Source organism: Roseobacter phycocola, from assembly GCF_042055075.2.
Taxonomy (GTDB): Bacteria; Pseudomonadota; Alphaproteobacteria; order Rhodobacterales; family Rhodobacteraceae; genus Roseobacter.
In genome coordinates this window covers 3,096,274-3,114,818 of sequence record NZ_CP194010.1, presented here as the reverse complement: position 1 = coordinate 3,114,818, position 18,545 = coordinate 3,096,274, and the positions used below count along the sequence as shown (strand labels likewise).

Here is an 18,545-nt window from a genome sequence, read left to right as displayed (position 1 = left end):
ATTAACGCGCGACCTGCAGGACGGTCACGGCGATCATATTGGTCACATCCGCGGCAGTGCAGCCACGGCTGAGGTCATTTGCGGGTTTGGCCAGACCCTGCAGCACTGGGCCGATGGCCTCGGCTCCGCCGATGCGCTGGGCAATCTTGTAGCCGATGTTGCCCGCATCGAGGTTCGGGAAAATCATCACATTGGCCTCGCCTGCCACATCCGAGCCTTTGGCTTTGGACGCAGCGACCTCCGGCACAAAGGCGGCGTCGAACTGCAGTTCGCCATCGGCTTTGAGACCGGGGTGGTTTTCGCGCAGCAGAGCCACGGCGTCGGTCACTTTGGTGACGCGTCCGTGTTTTGCCGAGCCCATTGTGGAAAAGGACAGCAATGCTGCCACCGGTTCCACACCCAGCAGCTGGCGGCAGGAAGCCGAAGAGGCGACGGTAATGGCGGCGAGCTCCTCGGACGAGGGATCAATCACCAGACCGCAGTCACCAAAGATCATCGCGTCGCGGCCGGAGGGGTGGTTTTCGGGCAGCGCCATAAGGAAAAAGCTGGAAACGAGGGCCGCATCGGGTGCTTTGCCGATCACCTGCAGGGCGGCGCGCACTGTGTCAGAGGTGGTGGCAACAGCACCCCCGACGGTGCCGTCAGCATGGCCCTGGCGGACCATCATCGCAGCAAAGACCAGCGGGTTCTGTACTTGTGCCTCTGCAACCTCGGGCATGACACCCTTGTGTTTGCGGAGCTCATGGAAGGCGGTAGCAAATTCAGGGGACAGCGCGGAGGTTTCCGGGTCCTCGATCTGAACTGCGGGATTGTTTGGCTCACCGGCAGCAACCAGTTGCGCGGCGACGTCATTGTGCGGACCCACCAGGGTGATCCGCGCGGTGCCGGCTTTTACGGCGGCAATGGCGCCGGCCACGATCCGGGGATCGTGGCCTTCGCTCATCACGATGTGGGCAGGCCGGGCGCTGGCGCGCTCTGTCAGATCGCGCAGTACGCTCATGGCCTGGACCCTTTCTTTATGCAGGTGCGTGGATGCACCCTCAGGCAGTCTGAGGACGCATGTCGTCTTTGCTGATGCCAGCAACTTCGACAGGCTTCTTCATCGCGTCACGGCGGAACGGGTCACCCAGCTCCTGGTTGATCATGGCTTCGATCAGCGTGGTCACGCCGTTTTCCATCTGGTCCTTGATCGCCTGGTTCAGTGCGTCGGTCAGCTCTTCCTGCGTGCGGGCAACAACACCCTTGAGACCACAGGCATTCGCGATACCGGCATAGGACACGTCTGTGTCCAGCTCGGTGCCGACGAAGTTGTCGTCAAACCAGAGTGTCGAGTTACGCTTTTCCGCACCCCACTGGTAGTTGCGGAAGACGATCTGTGTGATCGCCGGCCATTCGCCACGACCGATCGCTGTCAGCTCGTTCACCGCGATGCCGAAGGCGCCGTCACCGGCGAAACCGACAACCGGTACGTCCGGCTGGCCGATTTTCGCACCAACGATGGCGGGCAGACCGTAGCCGCAGGGACCAAAGAGGCCCGGTGCCAGGTACTTGCGGCCTTCCTCAAACGCCGGGTAGGCGTTGCCGATGGCGCAGTTGTTGCCGATGTCGGACGAGATGATCGCCTCGACGGGCAGCGCGGACTGGATCGCACGCCACGCCATACGCGGGGACATCCAGTCAGGCTTGGCCGCACGGGCACGTACGTTCCAGTCGGTGCCGGGATCGTCCTGCTCGTGTGTCAGCGAGGTCAGTTCCTGCGCCCATGCAGATTTGGTCTGGGCGATTTTTGCCTTGCGCTCGGCGCGGCCTGCGTCGCCTGCATCGTCGCTCAGCTGTGCGGTGATGCCGTTGGCCACTTTGGCGGCGTCGCCGACGATGCCCACGGTGACCTTCTTGGTCAGGCCGATGCGATCAGGGTTGATGTCCACCTGAATGATGGTCGCATCTGCGGGCCAGTACTCAATGCCGTAGCCGGGCAGGGTGGAGAACGGGTTCAGACGGGTGCCGAGGCAGAGAACCACGTCGGCCTCTTTGATCAGCTGCATGCCTGCCTTGGAGCCGTTGTAGCCCAGCGGACCGGCGAAGAGCGGATGGTTGCCCGGGAAAGCGTCGTTGTGCTGGTAGCCCACGCAGACCGGTGCGTCGAGACGCTCGGCCAGCACTTTGGAGGCTTCGATGCCGCCTTTGGACAGAACCACACCGGCACCGTTCAGGATGACAGGGTTCTTGGCGTTGGACAGGATTTCCGCCGCTTTGGCCACAGAGCCTTCGCCGCCGGGGGAGGCTTCGAATTCGATCGGCTCGGGGATTTCGATGTCCACGACCTGGGTCCAGAAGTCGCGCGGGATGTTGATCTGTGCCGGGCCGCTGAGGCGCTTGGCTTTGGCGATGACGCGGGCCAGAACCTCGGCCACGCGGGTCGGGTCACGCACTTCTTCCTGATAGGCGACCATGTCTTCGAACAGTTTCATCTGCTCGACTTCCTGGAAGCCACCCTGACCGATGGTCTTGTTCGCCGCCTGCGGGGTGACCAGCAGGAGCGGTGTGTGGTTCCAGTATGCGGTTTTGACCGCGGTGACGAAGTTGGTGATGCCCGGGCCGTTCTGGGCGATCATCATGGACACCTTGCCGGTGGCGCGGGTGTAGCCGTCGGACATCATGCCGGCGGAGCCCTCGTGCGCACAGTCCCAGAACTGGATACCGGCATCCGGGAAGATGTCGGAGATGGGCATCATGGCCGAGCCGATGATCCCGAACGCATGTTCGATCCCATGCGACTGGAGTGTTTTTACAAAGGCTTCTTCGGTCGTCATCTTCATGGCGGGTGCTCCTGAGGGCTGAGTTGGCGATTCTTGGTTTGGTGAGACAGTAATGTTTACGTAAACGGCGTGTTAGGGCCAGATCAGGATCGGACTAGGGCCAGATTGGCCATATCCTGAATTTCTGATGCGACCAGTGAAACCCCTTCGGCAATACGCGGGGCGGGGATGGAGGAATAGGCCAGGCGGTAGAATTCGCCGGGCTGGTCCGGCCCTGCGAAAAACGAATGACCGGGTTCAATCAGGACGCTGCGGTTCTGCAGACGGCGGGCCAGCTCCTGGGTATCGACATTCTCCGGCGCGCGCATCCAGAACGATGAACCGCCGTTGGCGCCCTGTCCGGCGATCTGCAGCCCCTGGTCGGCGATGGCCTTTGTCATGACTTCGCGGCGTTCGTGCAGGGCGGTGCCCATGCGCCGGATCAGCGCGTCGTGATGACCCAGCGACAGGAAGTAGGCGGCCGTGCGCTGGACGTGCCCGGGGGGGTGCCGCAGCACAGAGGCGCGCAGTGCGCGGGCCTCCCGGATGAAGGGTTCTGAACCCACCAGATATCCAAGGCGCAGCCCGGGAAACAGCGATTTTGAGAAGCTGCCCACATAGATCACGCGGCCATCGGTATCGAGGCTCTTTAGCGCGGGGGACGGGCTTTTGAGAAAGGACATCTCAAATTCGTAGTCATCCTCAACAATCAGCGCGTCCATTTCCGCCGCCCGTTTCAGCAGATCATGGCGGCGGTGCATGGGCATCGTGCCGGTCGTCGGACACTGGTGGCTGGGCGTGGTAAAGATCACATCCGTGTCGGGCGGAATTGCGTCAGGGGGCATGCCGTCGCTGTCGACCCGTACGGGTGTGACGTGACAGCGGGACTGCGACAGAATGTCCCTAAGCGCATGATAACAGGGGTCTTCGAGCGCCGCGCGCCGGCGCTGGGTCAGCAGTATCTGGGTCGTCAGCCAGAGCGCGTTCTGGGCGCCCAGGGTGATCAGGATCTGTTCAGGACGGGCCGCAATCCCGCGCCGGGGCAGTGTGTGCCGGGCGATAAATTCGATGAGCTGCGGATCGTCCTGGTCGTAGTAATCCGTGGTCAGCGCCGTGAAATCCTTTTGCCCCAGCGCTTTGAGGGCGCAGATGCGCCAGTTTGCGTGGTCAAAAAGGGAAGGATCGGCCTGGCCGTAGATGAACGGATAGCGGTAGCTGGCCCAGTTCGGCGGTTTGCGGGGCATGTCCCCGCCCGAGAATTTCTGACCGATGGCGCGGGTCCAGTCGATGGCGTCCGGGCCGCTCTGACTGGGGGCAAAGGCGGGCGGTACGGGCGCGTTCTCAGAGACGTAATAGCCCGAGCGTCCGCGCGACGAGAGATAGTCATTTGCCAGCAGTTCGGTGTAGGCGATGGTCACGGTGATCCGGCTGACGCCGAGGTGGCTGGCGAGTTTGCGTGTCGATGGCAGTTTCTCGCCCCGCTGAAACCGGCCCGACAGGATGCCCTGCGCAATCATCTGCTGGATTTGCGACTGCAGCGTGCCCTGAGCGTCAGGGTGCAGAAAGAAGGTTTCGACAGGGAGCGCCATGTATTGATCATACACTGGACTTACGCATGAAGCAATCTGGTATTAAATTTCCGGCAAAATGCGAAAAAGGTGTCCTGTAATCAATGTGTTATGAAAGCTATTTTGTTTATTATTGAAACCATGAGTATCATTTTTTGAGCTTTTTGCAAGAAATTTCGCCCGTGCCCTGCGAATCCCACCGTGGGACGGATATTCTGCTGCATTATACCCGGCAGCTCAGGTGTGGCAGAGTGCAGGAAAAATCCGGGGGAGCCCGCAATGTCGACAGAAGCGCTGATCGAAATCTATGTGAAAGCCTGGCAGGCCGACGACCCGGACGTGCGCCGTGAGCTGCTGGAGAAATGCTGGCGCCAGGACGGGCGCTATCAGGACCCGGGCGCAGATGTGCCGGGGCGCGCGGCCCTTGTTGCACATATCGGCAGCGTCCCGGCGCAGTTTCCGGGTGGGCGGGTCGAGCTGACCAGCGGCATCAGCACGCATCACGACGCGTTTTACTTTGCATGGCGGCTGGTGCTGCCGGACGGGGCGGTGATTGCCGAAGGTGTGGATTTCGGAACGCTGGGGCCCGATGGCCTGATTGCATCGATCTGCGGGTTTTTCGGGCCACCTCGCGCATGACGACTGGTTCCGGCGGCGGGAATGTCCGGTTTGAGCCCAACTTGTGAATTCGATATTTTCGCTGCGCGCGTACGCAGCATAGATTCTGCTGCGCAGGCAGCATCTTGAGTACGGCAACGCGACGCAAATAGCGGCCATCTGAGCCGGGTGCAGCGAGATTTTGTCAGGCAATGAACAAGACGCGGGACGGTGGCGTCGCTGACACATTCATCCATCAGGCCGCGTTGTCCGGAAACTGTCGGTCGAGCATCAGGGGTTCGCCCCTGCCGTCCACGCCGTTCAGGTAAGAGCGCATAAACCCGGCTAAACCGTGCGATTGATATCTCATGGGTGGAAAAGTGCTTTTACCGGCCAGATTTTCGCACCCCCCATTTCACTTCCAGGCCAGAGTCGGATTGCTTTCCGTTCAAATCAAGGGAAGTCAGGAAAGTTCCGCTTTTCCAGCATGGTTTGTTACTGCCCATCCGAGACTGGTCGACAACTCGAAAGCGATCCGGGTGATCCGGGGGCCAAGTTTTTCGCGATACTCTGGTGTGAACACCCGGACGGATCCCGTGGCGCCAATGGACATCAGTGCCCCCGGTCCGCTTGGGGCAAGCGGGGCGGCAACCGAGCACATGCCCCGTTCAATCTCTTCGACGCATTCTGCAAACCCGCGCGTCCGGATGGTGGCAAATTCTGTTTCCAGATCGTCGATGTCCGTGACTGTGAATTCCGTATAGGCGCGCAACCGTCCTTCCATTTCGCCGATATGGAACAGGTCGGGGGAAAAGGCCGCGACAGCCTTTGAACAGGAGCAGGCATGCAGCGGGCGCTTGCCGAGGCCCGGGTGCAGAAAGGACACTCCGGTGTCCGGTGTCTCAACATGGACGATTTCCACCGATTTTCCGCGCAAGCGCGACAGGAAGAACGCGGCACCCTCGTCCGCGGCGGCCTGTTTCAGCACCGGCGCAATCACGTCCAGCAGCGCGCGATCAGAGTGATCGCTGCTCGTCACGTTCTTCAGCCTGACACCAATGGCGAAGCGCCCGCGGGCGACGGGTTCCAGAAGGCCGACACCAACCAGATCCTGGACCAGCCGGTAGGCCGACGGTTTGGGCAGGTCGGAATGGGTGCAGATATCGGCCACCGTGGCCTCGCCCTTCTGCCCCACGATTTCGAGTATGGAGACCAGTCTTTCCAGATGCATATTTTTACCTTGCGAGAATCCAATTATCGAATTACGAGAAAACAGGATGCATCGCAAGGGAGGAAGGTGATGATGGACGGCGCATGTTGCGGCCCGGGCTACGCGAGCCCTGCAGAGGCCATAAAGGCCCCTCGTGAAAAGCTGCTTTATACCATTGCCATCTATACCGGCACCGGCATCCAGAAACCGGATTATCTTGCCACCGTCGATGCGGATCCCGACAGCCCGACCTATTCCCAGGTGATCCACCGGCTGGAAATGCCGGGGATCGGGGATGAATTGCACCACATGGGCTGGAACGCCTGTTCGTCGTGTCATGACGACAGTTCGATGGCGCGGAAATACCTGCTGGTGCCAGGTGTGCGGTCCAACAATATCCATGTGGTGGACACCGCCACCGACCCGCGCGCGCCGCGTCTGCACAAGACCATCGACGGGGCCGAGATCAAATCGAAAGCCGATCTGAGCGGCCCGCATACGGTGCATTGCCTGGGCAGTGAGATCATCATTTCGTTTCTGGGCGATGCCAAAGGCGAGGCGCCCGGGGGCTATCTGCACCTCAATAAAGATTTCGAGATCGTCGGCCGTTGGGAAGAGACGATGGGCGACATCCCCTTCAGCTACGATTTCTGGTACCAGCCGCGGCACAACGTGATGGTCAGTTCGGAATGGGCCGCGCCGAATACCTTCATGCCTGGCTTCGATCTGGAGGAGGTGGGGCATCTGAAATACGGCCGCCGCCTGCATTTCTGGGATTTCGTGGCGAAGAAGCCTGTCGAAAGCATGTATCTGGGCGAAGACGGTCTGATCCCGCTGGAGGTGAAGTTCCACCACGACCCCGACAGCACGCACGGGTTCTGCGGCGCGGCCCTGTCCGCCAACGTCATCCATTTCTGGAAGTCCGAGGCGGGAAAATGGGAATGGGAGAAGATCATCGACGTGGAAAACGAGCCGCATCCCGAGTGGCCGATTCCGGTGCCCGGCGTGATGAGCGCGATCCTTGTGTCGATGGACGACAAGTACCTGTATCTCAACAACTGGCTCCATGGCGACATGCGCCAGTACGACATCAGCGATCCGCACAATCCGAAACTGACCGGCCAGGTCTGGATGGGCGGGCTGCTGGGCAAGGCGCCCGAAGTCAACGGTGTCAAAGTCGCGGGCGGCCCCCAGATGTTCCAGCTATCGCTCGACGGAAAGCGTCTTTACGTGACCACGTCACTGTTTTCGACCTGGGATAACCAGTTTTACCCCGAAATCCGCGAAAAAGGCGGGGTCATGGTGATGATCGATTGCGATGTCGAAAACGGTGGCATGTCGATCAACCCGGATTTCATTGTCGATTTCGGCAAGGAGCCCAACGGGCCAAGCCGCTGCCACGAAACCCGTTACCCAGGTGGCGATTGCACCAGCGACATCTGGCTGTGACCGCGACGCGCTCCATCACGCTCGCCAACCGCGACGGCGCAGCCTATCAGGTCGACGCCCGGCGTCCGCTGTTGGACAGCTTGCGTGAGCAGGGGGTCGATCTGCCATATGGCTGCAAATATGGCGGCTGCATCACTTGCGCGGCAAAGCTGACCGCCGGCGAGGTGGATCAGCGGCGGCAGGTGGCGCTGAACAACCGCCAGATCAATCAGGGTTATGTCCTGCTCTGCGTCGCGCGGCCTGTCACCGACATCACGCTCGAAATTGGCGTCGAAAGCCACGACAAACTCTACCGTAACCCGTTCCTTGATCCGCTCGAGCCGCATGAGTTGAAAGCGGATATCGCGACCACACCGCCCTCACACAGCGAAGCCGCTGAGCACACCGAGAAGGAGGCCTGAACCATGCCCGTTGAAGCGCTCGACGACCTCTATGACTATGATCCGAAATACCTCGCCGACATCCTGAAGTCGGTCAAGTCCATTGCCATGGTGGGGGCGAGCGCGGACAAGACCAAGTTCAGCTACGGTGTGCTGCGGGTCTTGCACGAAACCGGCTATGACATGATCCCGGTTAACCCGAACCGCAATCTCAGGGAGATTCGGGGCATACCCGTTTACCATTCGCTGGAGGAAATCGACCGCCCTGTGGACATGGTCGAGGTCTTCCGGCCCAAGGAAGAGCTTTACGCCATCACTGAACAGGCGATTGCCATCGGGGCAAAGGTGCTCTGGGGACAGATCGGCGTATACGATGATCGTGCAGCGAAGCTGGCCGAAAACGCCGGGCTGAAGGTTGTCATGAACCGCTGCCCCAAGATCGAACTCTTCCGCCCCTTCTGGAAACCGCGCCTCGATCTCGCGATCTGACGGCTGCCTGCATTCTGCAAAAGGATTTCGTTCATGCCGCAAAACATCACCAAAAACGCCAGGGACATCGTGAAAGAGGCCATGGCGCAGGTGCCCGCCATCAGCGCCGAGGAGGCGGTTGCTCTGTCAGGTTCTCCCGATCATGTCTTTGTCGATCTGCGCGACGGTACCGAACAGGCCAGGACGGGCACAATTCCCGGCGCCGTCGCATCCTCGCGCGGGATGATGGAATTTCACATCGACCCCGAAAGCCCGGCACACAAGCCGGAGTTCAATCAGGACAAGACATATGTCTTCTACTGCGCCTCCGGCGGGCGCTCTGCGCTGGCGGCTGTCGTGGCGATGGAGATGGGGTTGTCGCCGGTGGTGAACCTGTCGGGCGGTGTTGCCGCGTGGAAAAAAGCTGGTGGAGAGATGGAATAAATGATGGACGGAGCAGCGGAAAACAACACCCTTCTGGTACGCTCCGACACGGATGGCATCGCCGTCCTGACGCCATGGGCCACGTCGCGGGTTTTTGCGTCATCAACGACGTGTCCGAGCGCGACTTCCAACTCAACCGTGCCGGCACTTGGGATAAGGGCAAGGGATGCGATACTTTCGGCCCGACCGGGCCGTGGCTTGTTACGCCCGACGAAGTCGCGGATGTCGACAATCTGGACATGTGGCTCGACGTTGATGGCGACCGGATGCAGTCAGGTTCGACCGCCACACTCATCTTCAAGGTGCCGTATCTTATCTCCTACTGCAGCCAGTTCATGAGCCTGCAACCAGGCGACGTGATTTCGACCGGAACGCCTCCGGGCGTCGGCATGGGGCAAAAGCCACCGCAGTTTCTTAAGGGTGGTGAAACTGTTTCGCTTGGTATCTCTGGACTTGGCGAGTAGCGATCTTTGGTCAGGCCGGCAATCGCATAGCCTGCGGTCCATCTTATCGATGGACCGGTGTAAAGGAACCGCAAAAGAATTCTCAGCACCGCCGTGTCCATCTTCAGGCCCTTCGACCGAGGCTGGCGAAACGGGAGGCTCGCCGCCCGAAAAATCATCGGCTGGCGAATGACCACTCCTGGGAGTTTCGCGATGGTGCCGTTTTGTCTGTGCCGCACCTGTGACCGTTTTCTGCGTCAGCAACAGCCGCAGTTGCACAAGGGTGTTTCGTCCCGCATCCCGGACATCCGCACAAACGCAAAAAAGGCCCCGGCGGGAACCGGGGCCTTTTGGCACTATATATAGTGTATCAGCCGAAGACGCGGGTCATTGCGCCGTCGACGGCTTCGACGATCTGGTTGATGTCGTCTTTGGTGGCGATCAGCGCGGGCGAGAAGCACAGGGTGTTGTTGCGGCCCGGCAGCGACCGGTTGGTGGCGCCAATGATGACGGCCTGGCTCATACAGTCTTTGACGACGGCCTGAACCTGTGCCTCGGCCAGCGGCTCTTTGGTCTCCCGGTCTGCGACGAGCTCGGCGCCGAGGAAGAGACCCTTGCCGCGGACCTCGCCGATCACGGCGTGTTTGTCCTGCAGGGCGCGCAGCTGGTCGAGCATATAGTCGCCCATGGCTGTGGTGTTTTCGAGCAGGTTCTCGTCTTCGATGATCCGCATGTTTTCCAGCGCTGCCGCCGGGCCCGCGGTGCAGCCACCAAAGGTGGAGATGTCGCGGAAGTAGTTCATCGGATCGCTGCTGTCGTCCTTGAACATGTCAAAGACTTCGTTGGTGGTCGCAAGCACGGAGATCGCCGCATAGCCGGAGGCCACGCCTTTGGCCATGGTCACGAGGTCAGGCTTGATGCCGTAGTGCTGGTAGCCGAACCATGTGCCGGTCCGGCCCACGCCGCAGACAACCTCGTCGATGTGCAGCAGGATGTCGTACTTTTTGCAGATCTCGGCGACACGGGGCCAGTAGCCTTCGGGTGCTTCGATCACGCCGCCGCCCGCGGTCACGGGCTCCAGGCAGAGCGCGCCCACGGTGTCGGGACCTTCGCGCAGGATGACCTCTTCGATCTGGTTGGCTGCCCATTCGCCGTAGTTCTGCTCAGGCGCGCCTTCCTGCTCGTGCTTGCGGTATTCCAGGCAGTGCGGCACGCGCACGAAACCAGGCGTGAACGGACCGTATTGCGCATTGCGCTCGTCCTGGCCGCCGGCGGACATCGAAGCGATGGTCGAGCCGTGATAATCGCGGTCGCGGTAGAGGATTTTGTACTTTTTGCCGCCGTAGCGTTTGTGTGCGATCTGGCGCACGATCTTGAAGGCCTTCTCGTTCGCTTCTGAGCCGGAGTTGGCATAATAAACGCGGTCGAGGCCCGGCATCTTTTCGATCAGGCGTTCGGCAAAGAGTGCGCCGGGCACAGTGCCGACGGTGCCGCCGAAGAAGTTCATTTTCACGATCGCGTCGCGCACGGCATCGCCCATGCTTTCGCGGCCGTAGCCTACGTTGACTGTCCAGACGCCGCCGGAGACCGCGTCGATGTGCTCTACGCCTTTCTGGTCCCAGACGCGCAGGCCTTTGCCTTCGATGATGATCTTGGGATCAGCGCCGGTGAAAAAGGGCTGGTGCTGGATCAGGTGGTGCCAGACGTTCGCGCGGTCCGCTTCGACGACGCGGCTGATGTCGTTCTCGTTGAAATTGCCGTCCATGGGTCAGGCCTTTCTGTTAACATAGAATCAGGTGAAATCGGATCGCATTCTATCCGGATTTGGCTGAGATGACTGTTTTTCAGGCACAGCAAGTAGGGCCAGAAGTGCCGCAAAGATAAGGCCAGAAATGCGGGGTGGGCAAGCCCCGTTTCCCGCAGGGTCCCGTAAATTAACGGTTATCCGCTGATTTGCCGGTTTTTCAGGTGGTGCGGCGGCCCGCGCATTCGTGATTGACGCGAGGGGAGGCTGCACAAATGCTGCGCGCATGCAGATACCTGACGCATTCTGGCGGGTGACCGCCCCCGATGCTGCCCCGGCGCACAGGCTGGAGGGCGACCTTACTGTGGACGTGGCTGTTGTGGGCGCGGGGTTCACCGGGCTGCGCACAGCGCTGGAGCTCGCGGAAGCGGGAGTTACGGTCGCGGTCTTTGAGGCCGGCGACGTAGGGTTCGGGGCGTCGGGGCGCAACGGTGGTCAGGTGAATCCGATGCTGCCTGTGGCGCAGCCTGACGATCTGCGCAAAGCGGTCGGGACCCGCTATTTTGAGCGGATGACGGAAACCGCGCTGCGGTCGGCGGATGATCTCTTCGACTTTATCCGCGCCTATCAGATTCAGTGCGAAGCACGGCAGAAGGGCTGGATCCGGGTGGATCACTGTGCCGCCGCACGGGATGTGGCGCGGCGCAATGCGGCGCTGTGGAATGAGCACGGCGCTGATTTTGAATTCATGGAGCGCGAAGACGTGATCCGCCTGACCGGTGCGCATGGATATGCGACGGGCACCGTGTCTGCGCGTGGTGGCGCGGTGCAGCCCATGGCGCTGGTGCGCGGGCTGGACCGTGTGGCGCGGGCCGCAGGGGCGCAGGTGTTCAGCTGGTCGCCCGTGCGCGGTATGGACCGGCAGGACGGCCGCTGGCATCTGCAGGTCAACGGGCACAGGGTGGATGCGGAAAAGGTCGTGGTGGCGACCAACGGGTATTCGGATGGCCTGATTGCCAGGCTGAAGGGCTCGGTTCTGCCGCTGATGTCGTCGCAGATGGCAACGGGTGTGCTGGACGAAGAGCAGATCGGGCCCATCCTGCCGCAGGGCCATACGATATCTGACACGCGTCGCCTTATAATGTATGCGCGGCGCGAGCCGGGGGGGCAGATGCTGTTCGGCGGGATCGGGTTCCGGCGGCCGCTGGGCGGTATGGGCGGTTTCGGCTGGATCCTGAAGGATGCCCCCGAGACCTTCCCGAGCCTGAAGGGCGCTGTCTGGAAACACTTCTGGGGCGGGCATATCGCCCTGACGGAAGACCGGGTGCCGCATCTGCACGAGCCGGCGCCGGGCGTTGTTGCCGGGCTGGGGTATAACGGGCGCGGTGTTGCGATGAGCCATGTCATGGGTCAGGTGCTGGCCCGCCGGACGCTGGGCACGCCGCTGGAAGCGCTGCCTTTCCCGGTGACAGGCATCCCGCGGTATAAATTCCGCCTGCCGCAGGTGCTGGGCGCGGGGATGGCGATGGCGGTTCTGCGGATGCGGGACCAGGCGGAGTGGCGGCGCAATGACTGAAGGCACAGACTGGACTCATCGGGGTGCGGAAACTGGACATTTAATCGTGGCCGCCTCCGTCATCAGTATGTCGCGCGCAAACGGGGCCGGGCCCGCAGGCTGCTCTGCGGCCGGGACGGCACCAGGCGCGCAGCGGGCAGAAGTCCGTTTTTGTGGCAGAGGTCTGAAAATTCGTCCTTTTGTCTCAATAAGGCACTTGCAGGCACAGGAAATCTGACATTGGATGGACGTGTGCACAGGAAGAAATGTAAACGGCGAAAGACCGTAGAGCACCAAAACAGGGCCGGACAGGACAGACCGGCAGATGATCAACGGGAGAAAACAATGATCAAAAAGACAGCATGCGCGTTCGTAGCGGGCGCGGTAATGGCGATGACAGCACAGACAGCTGTTGCGGATGGCCACGGTGAAATCACCGTCGGTTACTTCCTCGAATGGCCGATGCCGTTCCTCGCCGCAAAAGCATCCGGCGCCTATGACGAAGCGCTTGGTATGAAAGTGAACTGGGTTTCCTTCGAGACCGGTACAGCGATGTCCGCTGCAATGGCATCGGGCGACGTACAGCTCTCCGTCAGCCAGGGTGTACCGCCTTTCGTGGTTGCGTCCTCGGGCGGTCAGGACATTCAGGTTGTGGACGTGGCAGTGAGCTACTCTGACAACGACAACTGCGTTGTGAACGCGGACCTGGAAATCGACAAGGACAGCGCAGGCGAACTGGCCGGCAAGAAAGTCGCCGTGCCGCTGGGTACAGCTGCACACTACGGCTTCCTGCGTCAGATGGACCACTTCGGTGTTGCCCTCGACAGCCTGTCCATCGTTGACATGCCTCCGCCGGAAGGTGCGAACGCACTGGGTCAGAAGGCTGTCGACTTTGCCTGTGGCTACGGTGGCGGTCTGGCGTCCATGAAAGAGTACGGCAACGTACTGCTGACAGGTGCTGAGAAAGAAGAGCTGGGCATCCTGGTGTTCGACGTGACATCCGCTCCTGCTGACTTCATCGCAGAAAACGGTGACGTTGTTGCGAAGTTCCTGAAAGTCACAGCAGACGCCAACGCTGAGTGGAACAGCAACCCGAACGACGAAATGCTGGGTGTGATCGCTGAGCAGGCCGGTATGGATCTTGATGCGGCACGTGGTGCGATCTCGACCATGAAGTTCCCGTCCATCGAAGAGCAGCTGTCGTCCAAATGGTTCGGCGGTGCGGCTGCACCCTTCATGAAGGGTGTTGCAGACGTCTTTGTTGAAGCGGGTTCCATCGACTCCGCGCTCGACAGCTATGACGGTGCTGTCAACACAGGCCCGCTGGAAGCTGCCAGCAACATGTAAGCCAAAAGGCGGCGCGGGGGACACTCCGCGCCGCTTCTCTTCATACCGTCCGGATTTCAGGACCGGACAGTGCGCCCCGCAATTCTCCGCAAACAATAGGAGGGGACTCTGATGTCGGGTCTATCCCTGCAAGATATTTCCATGCGCTTTGATCTGCCGAACGGATCGGCTGTTCAGGCGCTGCAAAACGTTTCCCTGGATCTGAAGCCAGGTGAGCTGATGAGTGTCCTCGGCCCGTCGGGCTGCGGCAAGACCACCCTGCTGAACATTGTTGCGGGATTTCTCGCACAGACCAGCGGCCGGCTGGAGCTGAATGGTCATGAGGTGACAGGGCCTGATGCGGAACGCGGTATGGTGTTCCAGAAAGGCGCGCTGTTTGAGTGGATGTCCGTGCGGGACAATGTTGGTTTCGGCCCTTCGATGAAGGGCATGCCAGCGGGCGAAAAAGCCGAGATCGTTGACCATCTGCTGGATGTTGTCGGTCTGCAGGACTTCAAGGAAAAGGCGATCTATGAGCTGTCGGGCGGGATGCAGCAGCGTGTGGCCCTGGCCCGGTGCCTTGCCAATGATCCGGACGTTATCCTGATGGACGAACCGCTGGGCGCGCTTGATGCTCTGACACGCGAAAAGATGCAGAGCCTGGTGCTGAAGCTCTGGAAAGAGACCGGCAAGACGATCATCCTGATCACCCACTCGGTGGAAGAGGCTCTGCTGCTGGGCGAGCGTCTGATCGTGATGGCGCCGCGCCCCGGACGGATTCACAAGGAATACCGGCTGCCCTTTGCGGAGCTGGGTGTGGGGGCCGACCTACGTGAGGTCAAAAAGCACCCCGAGTTCGGCCCGCGCCGTGAAGAGATCCTTGGGATGATCTGGGACATGGAAGAAGAAATCATGGGTCGGACGGAGGAAGCATCATGACCGGGCTTTTCGTTCTCTTTATCTACATCGGCGTTTTTGTCGGTTCGTATTTTATCGTCACCAAGGTGGTTCAGCGGGCCACGGCCAAGGATTTCACGTCACTTAAGACAGTGACCTTCGGTGACGAGAGCGCCGTGCGCCCCAACCGCGTTGCGGGCATTGTCTCCATCCTGACGATCTTTCTGATCTGGGGGATGTTCACGGGCTCCAAACTGCTGCCCGGTTTCCTGCATGCGCCGGGGCCTTTTGTCGGCACACTGGAGTTCACCTACACCGCTGAGGCCGACGGACAGCAGGATGATGCGACTGTGTCGGTGCTGGTCTACCCGCGCGAAGAGGAAACTGACGCGCCGGAAGTTGAACCGGGCGATGGTTTTGCCAAGAACGACTCCGCGACAATTGCGCAGTGGCGGACAGGTCTGGTCCGCGTGGATTCCAACGACGAGATCAAAAAATCGGACGGTGCCGAAGTGGTGGCCATCAACGGGCAGCCGATTGCGCGTGGCGAGACGGTGCAAATCGACAACGGCACGGTGACGCTGTCTGACAAGGGCACGCCTAACATCGCGCCTTATCGTGGCTGGCAGATGGAACCGCTGTATTTGCCGCCGCCCGAGCAGGTGTGGAGCCGCACGATCAACGTCATTCAGGAGGGTTTCCGCAGTTTCACCCTCGTGGAGCACCTGGGCTATTCGCTCTTCCGCGTGGTTGCAGGCTTTATCTGCGGCGCGCTGGTGGGCATCCCGCTGGGCTATGCGATGGGTCTGAGCAACTGGTTCCGCGGGTGGTTTGACCCGATTGTGGAATTCATGCGCCCGGTGCCGCCGCTGGCGCTGATCCCGCTGGTGATCATCTGGTTCGGCATCGGGGAGGCCGGCAAGGTGATCCTGCTGTTCCTGGCGGCGTTGTGGATCATGGCGATTGCGGCGCGGTCGGGTGTGTCCGGCGTGAACATCTCAAAAGTGCATGCGGCCTATTCGCTGGGTGCCAGCAAGTGGCAGATCATGCGTCACGTGATTGTGCCCAACTCGCTGCCCGAGATCTTTACCGGTGCACGGGTTGCGATGGGGGTCTGCTGGGGCACGGTTGTGGCCGCGGAGCTCGTCGCAGCGGAGCAGGGTGCCGGTATGATGATCATGGTGGCCTCGCGCTTCCAGAACACCGACATCGTGATCCTGGGGATCATCCTGATTGGTGTGATCGGCTTTGGAATCGATATGCTGATGCGCTGGGCCGAACGGATCCTCGTGCCCTGGAAGGGCAAAGCCTGATCCGCACTCACGTGCAGTGATTTTGCGGGGCCCTTCGGGGCCCCGTTTTTTGTGGTCAGCCGCGCCGTTTGGGGGTGGCGTTGGGGCCTTTGCCTGCCTTGCCCGCCGGTTTCTGGCCGCGTTTGTGGGGCGGGACAAACCGTTTGGAGGTGTCGGCCGCCCGTTTGCGCGCGCTGCCGGCTTCGGGCTTGCCGCCCTTGCCGCCTTTGGGCTTGTCCGAGCGGTGTTTCGGACCGGCGGCCTTGCCGCGGGGCGGTTTGCCGGGGCGGTCTTTGTCACGGTGCGCCTCGCCGCCCGCGTCCCCGCGTTCGCGCTCCATGGCCTCCTCGCGTGACTTTCGGGCGACTTTTGCCGCCTCGCGATTCTCTTTGCCCCAGACGGCGCGGGCTTTGGGGGCCGGGCGGTCTGCGGGAGCGGTTCTGGCCGATTTCGGTTTCGGCGTGTCGCCTGGTTTCATCGGCGAGCGGTCGGTTTTATGCGACTTCGGGGGCTTCTTTCCCTTGGGCGCTGCTGCCGGTTTGTGCGGTTTGTCCGCCTGGGCGGGTTTCTCGCGGCGCGGGGCACGGGCCGGAGCCGCGTCCGGGTCATACTTTGGCTTTTCACGCCGTGGCGCGCGGTCCGGCCGTCCCTTGCCCCGCGCCGGGCGGGGGCCGCGTTTTTCCGGTTCGGGCGGGCCATCGGCGCGCGCAAGGGTGACGCCATCCTCCAGTTTCATATCCGCGCCGAGCGTGGCGACCATCGCGTCTGCTTTTTCTTCCAGCACCTCGATGAAGCTTGTCGTAGCGCAGATACGGATCGCACCGATATCGTCTTTGTTCAGACCGCCATGGCGGCAGATCATCGGCAGCAGAACGCGGGGTTCGGCACCTGCGTCCCGCCCCATGGTAACCGAAAACCAGACAGAGGGTCCGAAGGCCTGACGCGGCCGGTCGTCCGGGGCGCTGGCATCCGTCAGGTCCTCTGGGGCGGACAGGCGCGTGCGGAAGAGGTTCACGAATCCTGCGGCCAGCTGTTCGGCGCTGAATGTGCCGGAGAGGCGTTCTGCCAGTTCCTGCATGTCGTCGGGCACCGGGTCGGTCCAGACTGAATTCTCCATCAGACGCGCTTCGTCCTGGGCAGTGACTTCGGCGGCAGACGGCGGGTCGGCCCATTCCACTTTCAGTTTGGCCCACCCCACCAGGCGGTTCGCCTTTGTGCGGAATTTGGGCGGCACGATCAGCGCAGAGACCCCTTTGCGGCCCGCGCGGCCCGTCCGGCCGGAGCGGTGCAGCAGCGTATCAGCATTGGATGGCAGTTCGGCGTGGATCACCAGTTCAAGGTTCGGCAGGTCGATCCCGCGGGCGGCCACGTCGGTCGCCACACAGACCCGCGCGCGCCCGTCGCGCAGCGCCTGCAGCGCATTGGTCCGTTCGGACTGCGTCAGTTCACCCGAGAGGGCGACGACAGAAAATCCGCGGTTTGTCAGCCGTGCCGTCAGCCGGGCAACAGCCGCCCGCGTGTTGCAGAACACGATAGCGTTGCGCGCCTCATAAAAGCGCAGCACATTGATGATCGCGTTTTCGGTGTCGCGCGGGTGCGTGTTGAGCGCGCGGTATTCAATGTCCGTGTGCTGGCGTGCCTCGCCCGCAGTGACAACCCGTTGGGCGTCCTTCTGATAGCTTTGCGCCAGTTTGGCGATGGCGGCCGGCACGGTGGCCGAGAAGAGCAGGGTGCGCCGTGTTTCGGGGGCTTCTGACAGGATGAACTCCAGCTCCTCACGGAAGCCGAGATCAAGCATTTCATCCGCTTCGTCCAGCACCACAGCCCGAAGGTCCGACAGATCAATTGCGCCGCGGCGCAGGTGATCGCAGAGCCGCCCGGGCGTGGCCACGACGATATGCGCCCCCCGGGCCAGCGCGCGGGCCTCGCTGCGCTGGTCCATGCCGCCCACACAGGAGGTCACGACCGCGCCGGTGTCCGCATAGAGCCACGTCAGCTCGCGGCGCACCTGCAACGCCAGCTCACGCGTGGGTGCAATGATCAGCGCCAGCGGTGCGGCCGCATCCGCGAACCGGGTTTCTTCGCCCAGAAGGGTCGGGGCAATGGCCAGGCCAAAAGCGACGGTTTTGCCGGACCCGGTCTGGGCCGACACCAGCAGATCGGCCTCGGTAAGGTCCGGGTCGGTGACCGCCTGCTGTACAGGGGTCAGTGTTTCATAGCCCTGCCGGGCCAGTGCATTGGCGAGTGTCGTGATCAAGGGAGAGTTCCGTTTCATTGCGCGGTCCATACCGCGTTCGTCGCGTCGTTATGCCTTTCCGCGCCGGGAGTCGACCCATTCCTGCGATACCGCCATTGCGGGGCGGGTGCCGCCCGG

General features: G+C 61.6%; 15 protein-coding genes and 1 pseudogene. 10 read left to right on the top strand and 6 right to left on the bottom strand.

Features of this window, described 5'->3' with window-relative positions:
• Position 1: 1 nt before the first annotated feature.
• The 3 genes from pta to AB4K19_RS15380 all read right to left on the bottom strand — a co-directional run bounded on the left by pta (position 2) and on the right by AB4K19_RS15380 (position 4,387).
• On the bottom strand, positions 2–1,000 hold the full coding sequence (gene pta / locus AB4K19_RS15390) for a phosphate acetyltransferase (RefSeq protein WP_375229175.1): 999 nt from the start codon (positions 998–1,000) through the stop codon (positions 2–4).
• Positions 1,001–1,040: 40 nt separating this feature from the next.
• Positions 1,041–2,819 (bottom strand): sulfoacetaldehyde acetyltransferase, encoded by a 1,779-nt coding sequence (gene xsc, locus AB4K19_RS15385; RefSeq protein WP_436398250.1) that lies wholly within the window; start codon positions 2,817–2,819, stop codon positions 1,041–1,043.
• Between the two features lie 83 nt (positions 2,820–2,902).
• Positions 2,903–4,387 (bottom strand): PLP-dependent aminotransferase family protein, encoded by a 1,485-nt coding sequence (locus AB4K19_RS15380; RefSeq protein ID WP_436398249.1) that lies wholly within the window; start codon positions 4,385–4,387, stop codon positions 2,903–2,905.
• Between the two features lie 258 nt (positions 4,388–4,645).
• On the opposite strand from AB4K19_RS15380, the gene AB4K19_RS15375 reads away from it, so the two are divergent.
• A complete protein-coding gene (locus AB4K19_RS15375) occupies positions 4,646–5,005 on the top strand; it encodes a nuclear transport factor 2 family protein (RefSeq protein WP_375229174.1) in 360 nt (119 codons plus the stop codon).
• A gap of 421 nt (positions 5,006–5,426) precedes the next feature.
• Here AB4K19_RS15375 and AB4K19_RS15370 read toward each other — a convergent pair whose 3' ends face one another.
• On the bottom strand, positions 5,427–6,194 hold the full coding sequence (locus tag AB4K19_RS15370) for an IclR family transcriptional regulator (RefSeq protein WP_436398247.1): 768 nt from the start codon (positions 6,192–6,194) through the stop codon (positions 5,427–5,429).
• A gap of 69 nt (positions 6,195–6,263) precedes the next feature.
• Between AB4K19_RS15370 and AB4K19_RS15365 the strand changes: the two genes are divergently transcribed.
• From AB4K19_RS15365 to AB4K19_RS15345, 5 genes and pseudogenes are all read left to right on the top strand, one after another.
• Positions 6,264–7,622, top strand: a complete 1,359-nt coding sequence (locus AB4K19_RS15365; protein ID WP_436398246.1) for a selenium-binding family protein — start codon at positions 6,264–6,266, stop codon at positions 7,620–7,622.
• Positions 7,619–8,023 carry a 2Fe-2S iron-sulfur cluster-binding protein gene (locus AB4K19_RS15360; RefSeq protein WP_375229171.1) on the top strand — a complete coding sequence of 135 codons (405 nt, stop codon included), beginning with the start codon at positions 7,619–7,621 and terminating at the stop codon, positions 8,021–8,023. The genes AB4K19_RS15365 and AB4K19_RS15360 overlap by 4 nt, the downstream gene beginning before the upstream one ends.
• Positions 8,024–8,026: 3 nt before the next feature.
• A complete protein-coding gene (locus AB4K19_RS15355; protein WP_375229170.1) occupies positions 8,027–8,491 on the top strand; it encodes a CoA-binding protein in 465 nt (154 codons plus the stop codon).
• Between the two features lie 33 nt (positions 8,492–8,524).
• Positions 8,525–8,914, top strand: a complete 390-nt coding sequence (locus AB4K19_RS15350) for a rhodanese-like domain-containing protein (protein WP_375229169.1) — start codon at positions 8,525–8,527, stop codon at positions 8,912–8,914.
• A gap of 68 nt (positions 8,915–8,982) precedes the next feature.
• Positions 8,983–9,378 (top strand): annotated as a pseudogene (locus AB4K19_RS15345) (fumarylacetoacetate hydrolase family protein); the annotation flags it as partial.
• A gap of 349 nt (positions 9,379–9,727) precedes the next feature.
• Here AB4K19_RS15345 and AB4K19_RS15340 read toward each other — a convergent pair.
• Positions 9,728–11,122, bottom strand: coding sequence for an aminotransferase family protein (locus AB4K19_RS15340; RefSeq protein WP_436398244.1), 1,395 nt, complete (start codon positions 11,120–11,122; stop codon positions 9,728–9,730).
• A 265-nt stretch (positions 11,123–11,387) separates the two neighbouring features.
• Here AB4K19_RS15340 and AB4K19_RS15335 point away from each other — a divergent pair, with 265 nt between their 5' ends.
• The 4 genes from AB4K19_RS15335 to AB4K19_RS15320 all read left to right on the top strand — a co-directional run bounded on the left by AB4K19_RS15335 (position 11,388) and on the right by AB4K19_RS15320 (position 16,192).
• Positions 11,388–12,677: an NAD(P)/FAD-dependent oxidoreductase gene (locus AB4K19_RS15335; RefSeq protein WP_436398242.1), complete on the top strand. Its 1,290-nt coding sequence runs from the start codon at positions 11,388–11,390 to the stop codon at positions 12,675–12,677.
• A gap of 324 nt (positions 12,678–13,001) precedes the next feature.
• Positions 13,002–14,003: a taurine ABC transporter substrate-binding protein gene (locus AB4K19_RS15330; protein ID WP_375229167.1), complete on the top strand. Its 1,002-nt coding sequence runs from the start codon at positions 13,002–13,004 to the stop codon at positions 14,001–14,003.
• A gap of 111 nt (positions 14,004–14,114) precedes the next feature.
• On the top strand, positions 14,115–14,921 hold the full coding sequence (locus AB4K19_RS15325; protein WP_375229166.1) for a taurine ABC transporter ATP-binding protein: 807 nt from the start codon (positions 14,115–14,117) through the stop codon (positions 14,919–14,921).
• Positions 14,918–16,192 carry an ABC transporter permease gene (locus AB4K19_RS15320; RefSeq protein WP_375229165.1) on the top strand — a complete coding sequence of 425 codons (1,275 nt, stop codon included), beginning with the start codon at positions 14,918–14,920 and terminating at the stop codon, positions 16,190–16,192. The genes AB4K19_RS15325 and AB4K19_RS15320 overlap by 4 nt, the downstream gene beginning before the upstream one ends.
• 55 nt (positions 16,193–16,247) lie before the next feature.
• Here AB4K19_RS15320 and AB4K19_RS15315 read toward each other — a convergent pair whose 3' ends face one another.
• Complete coding sequence (locus tag AB4K19_RS15315) at positions 16,248–18,428, bottom strand: DEAD/DEAH box helicase (protein ID WP_436398238.1); 2,181 nt, start codon at positions 18,426–18,428, stop codon at positions 16,248–16,250.
• Between the last annotated feature and the right edge of the window lie 117 nt (positions 18,429–18,545).

Coding starts and splice junctions, on each gene's coding strand:
- pta (WP_375229175.1), bottom strand. CDS start 1,000: ATGAGCGTACTGCGCGATCTGACAGAGCGCGCCAGCGCCCGGCCTGCC.
- xsc (WP_436398250.1), bottom strand. CDS start 2,819: ATGAAGATGACGACCGAAGAAGCCTTTGTAAAAACACTCCAGTCGCAT.
- AB4K19_RS15380 (WP_436398249.1), bottom strand. CDS start 4,387: ATGGCGCTCCCTGTCGAAACCTTCTTTCTGCACCCTGACGCTCAGGGC.
- AB4K19_RS15375 (WP_375229174.1), top strand. CDS start 4,646: ATGTCGACAGAAGCGCTGATCGAAATCTATGTGAAAGCCTGGCAGGCC.
- AB4K19_RS15370 (WP_436398247.1), bottom strand. CDS start 6,194: ATGCATCTGGAAAGACTGGTCTCCATACTCGAAATCGTGGGGCAGAAG.
- AB4K19_RS15365 (WP_436398246.1), top strand. CDS start 6,264: ATGATGGACGGCGCATGTTGCGGCCCGGGCTACGCGAGCCCTGCAGAG.
- AB4K19_RS15355 (WP_375229170.1), top strand. CDS start 8,027: ATGCCCGTTGAAGCGCTCGACGACCTCTATGACTATGATCCGAAATAC.
- AB4K19_RS15350 (WP_375229169.1), top strand. CDS start 8,525: ATGCCGCAAAACATCACCAAAAACGCCAGGGACATCGTGAAAGAGGCC.
- AB4K19_RS15340 (WP_436398244.1), bottom strand. CDS start 11,122: ATGGACGGCAATTTCAACGAGAACGACATCAGCCGCGTCGTCGAAGCG.
- AB4K19_RS15335 (WP_436398242.1), top strand. CDS start 11,388: ATGCAGATACCTGACGCATTCTGGCGGGTGACCGCCCCCGATGCTGCC.
- AB4K19_RS15330 (WP_375229167.1), top strand. CDS start 13,002: ATGATCAAAAAGACAGCATGCGCGTTCGTAGCGGGCGCGGTAATGGCG.
- AB4K19_RS15325 (WP_375229166.1), top strand. CDS start 14,115: ATGTCGGGTCTATCCCTGCAAGATATTTCCATGCGCTTTGATCTGCCG.
- AB4K19_RS15320 (WP_375229165.1), top strand. CDS start 14,918: ATGACCGGGCTTTTCGTTCTCTTTATCTACATCGGCGTTTTTGTCGGT.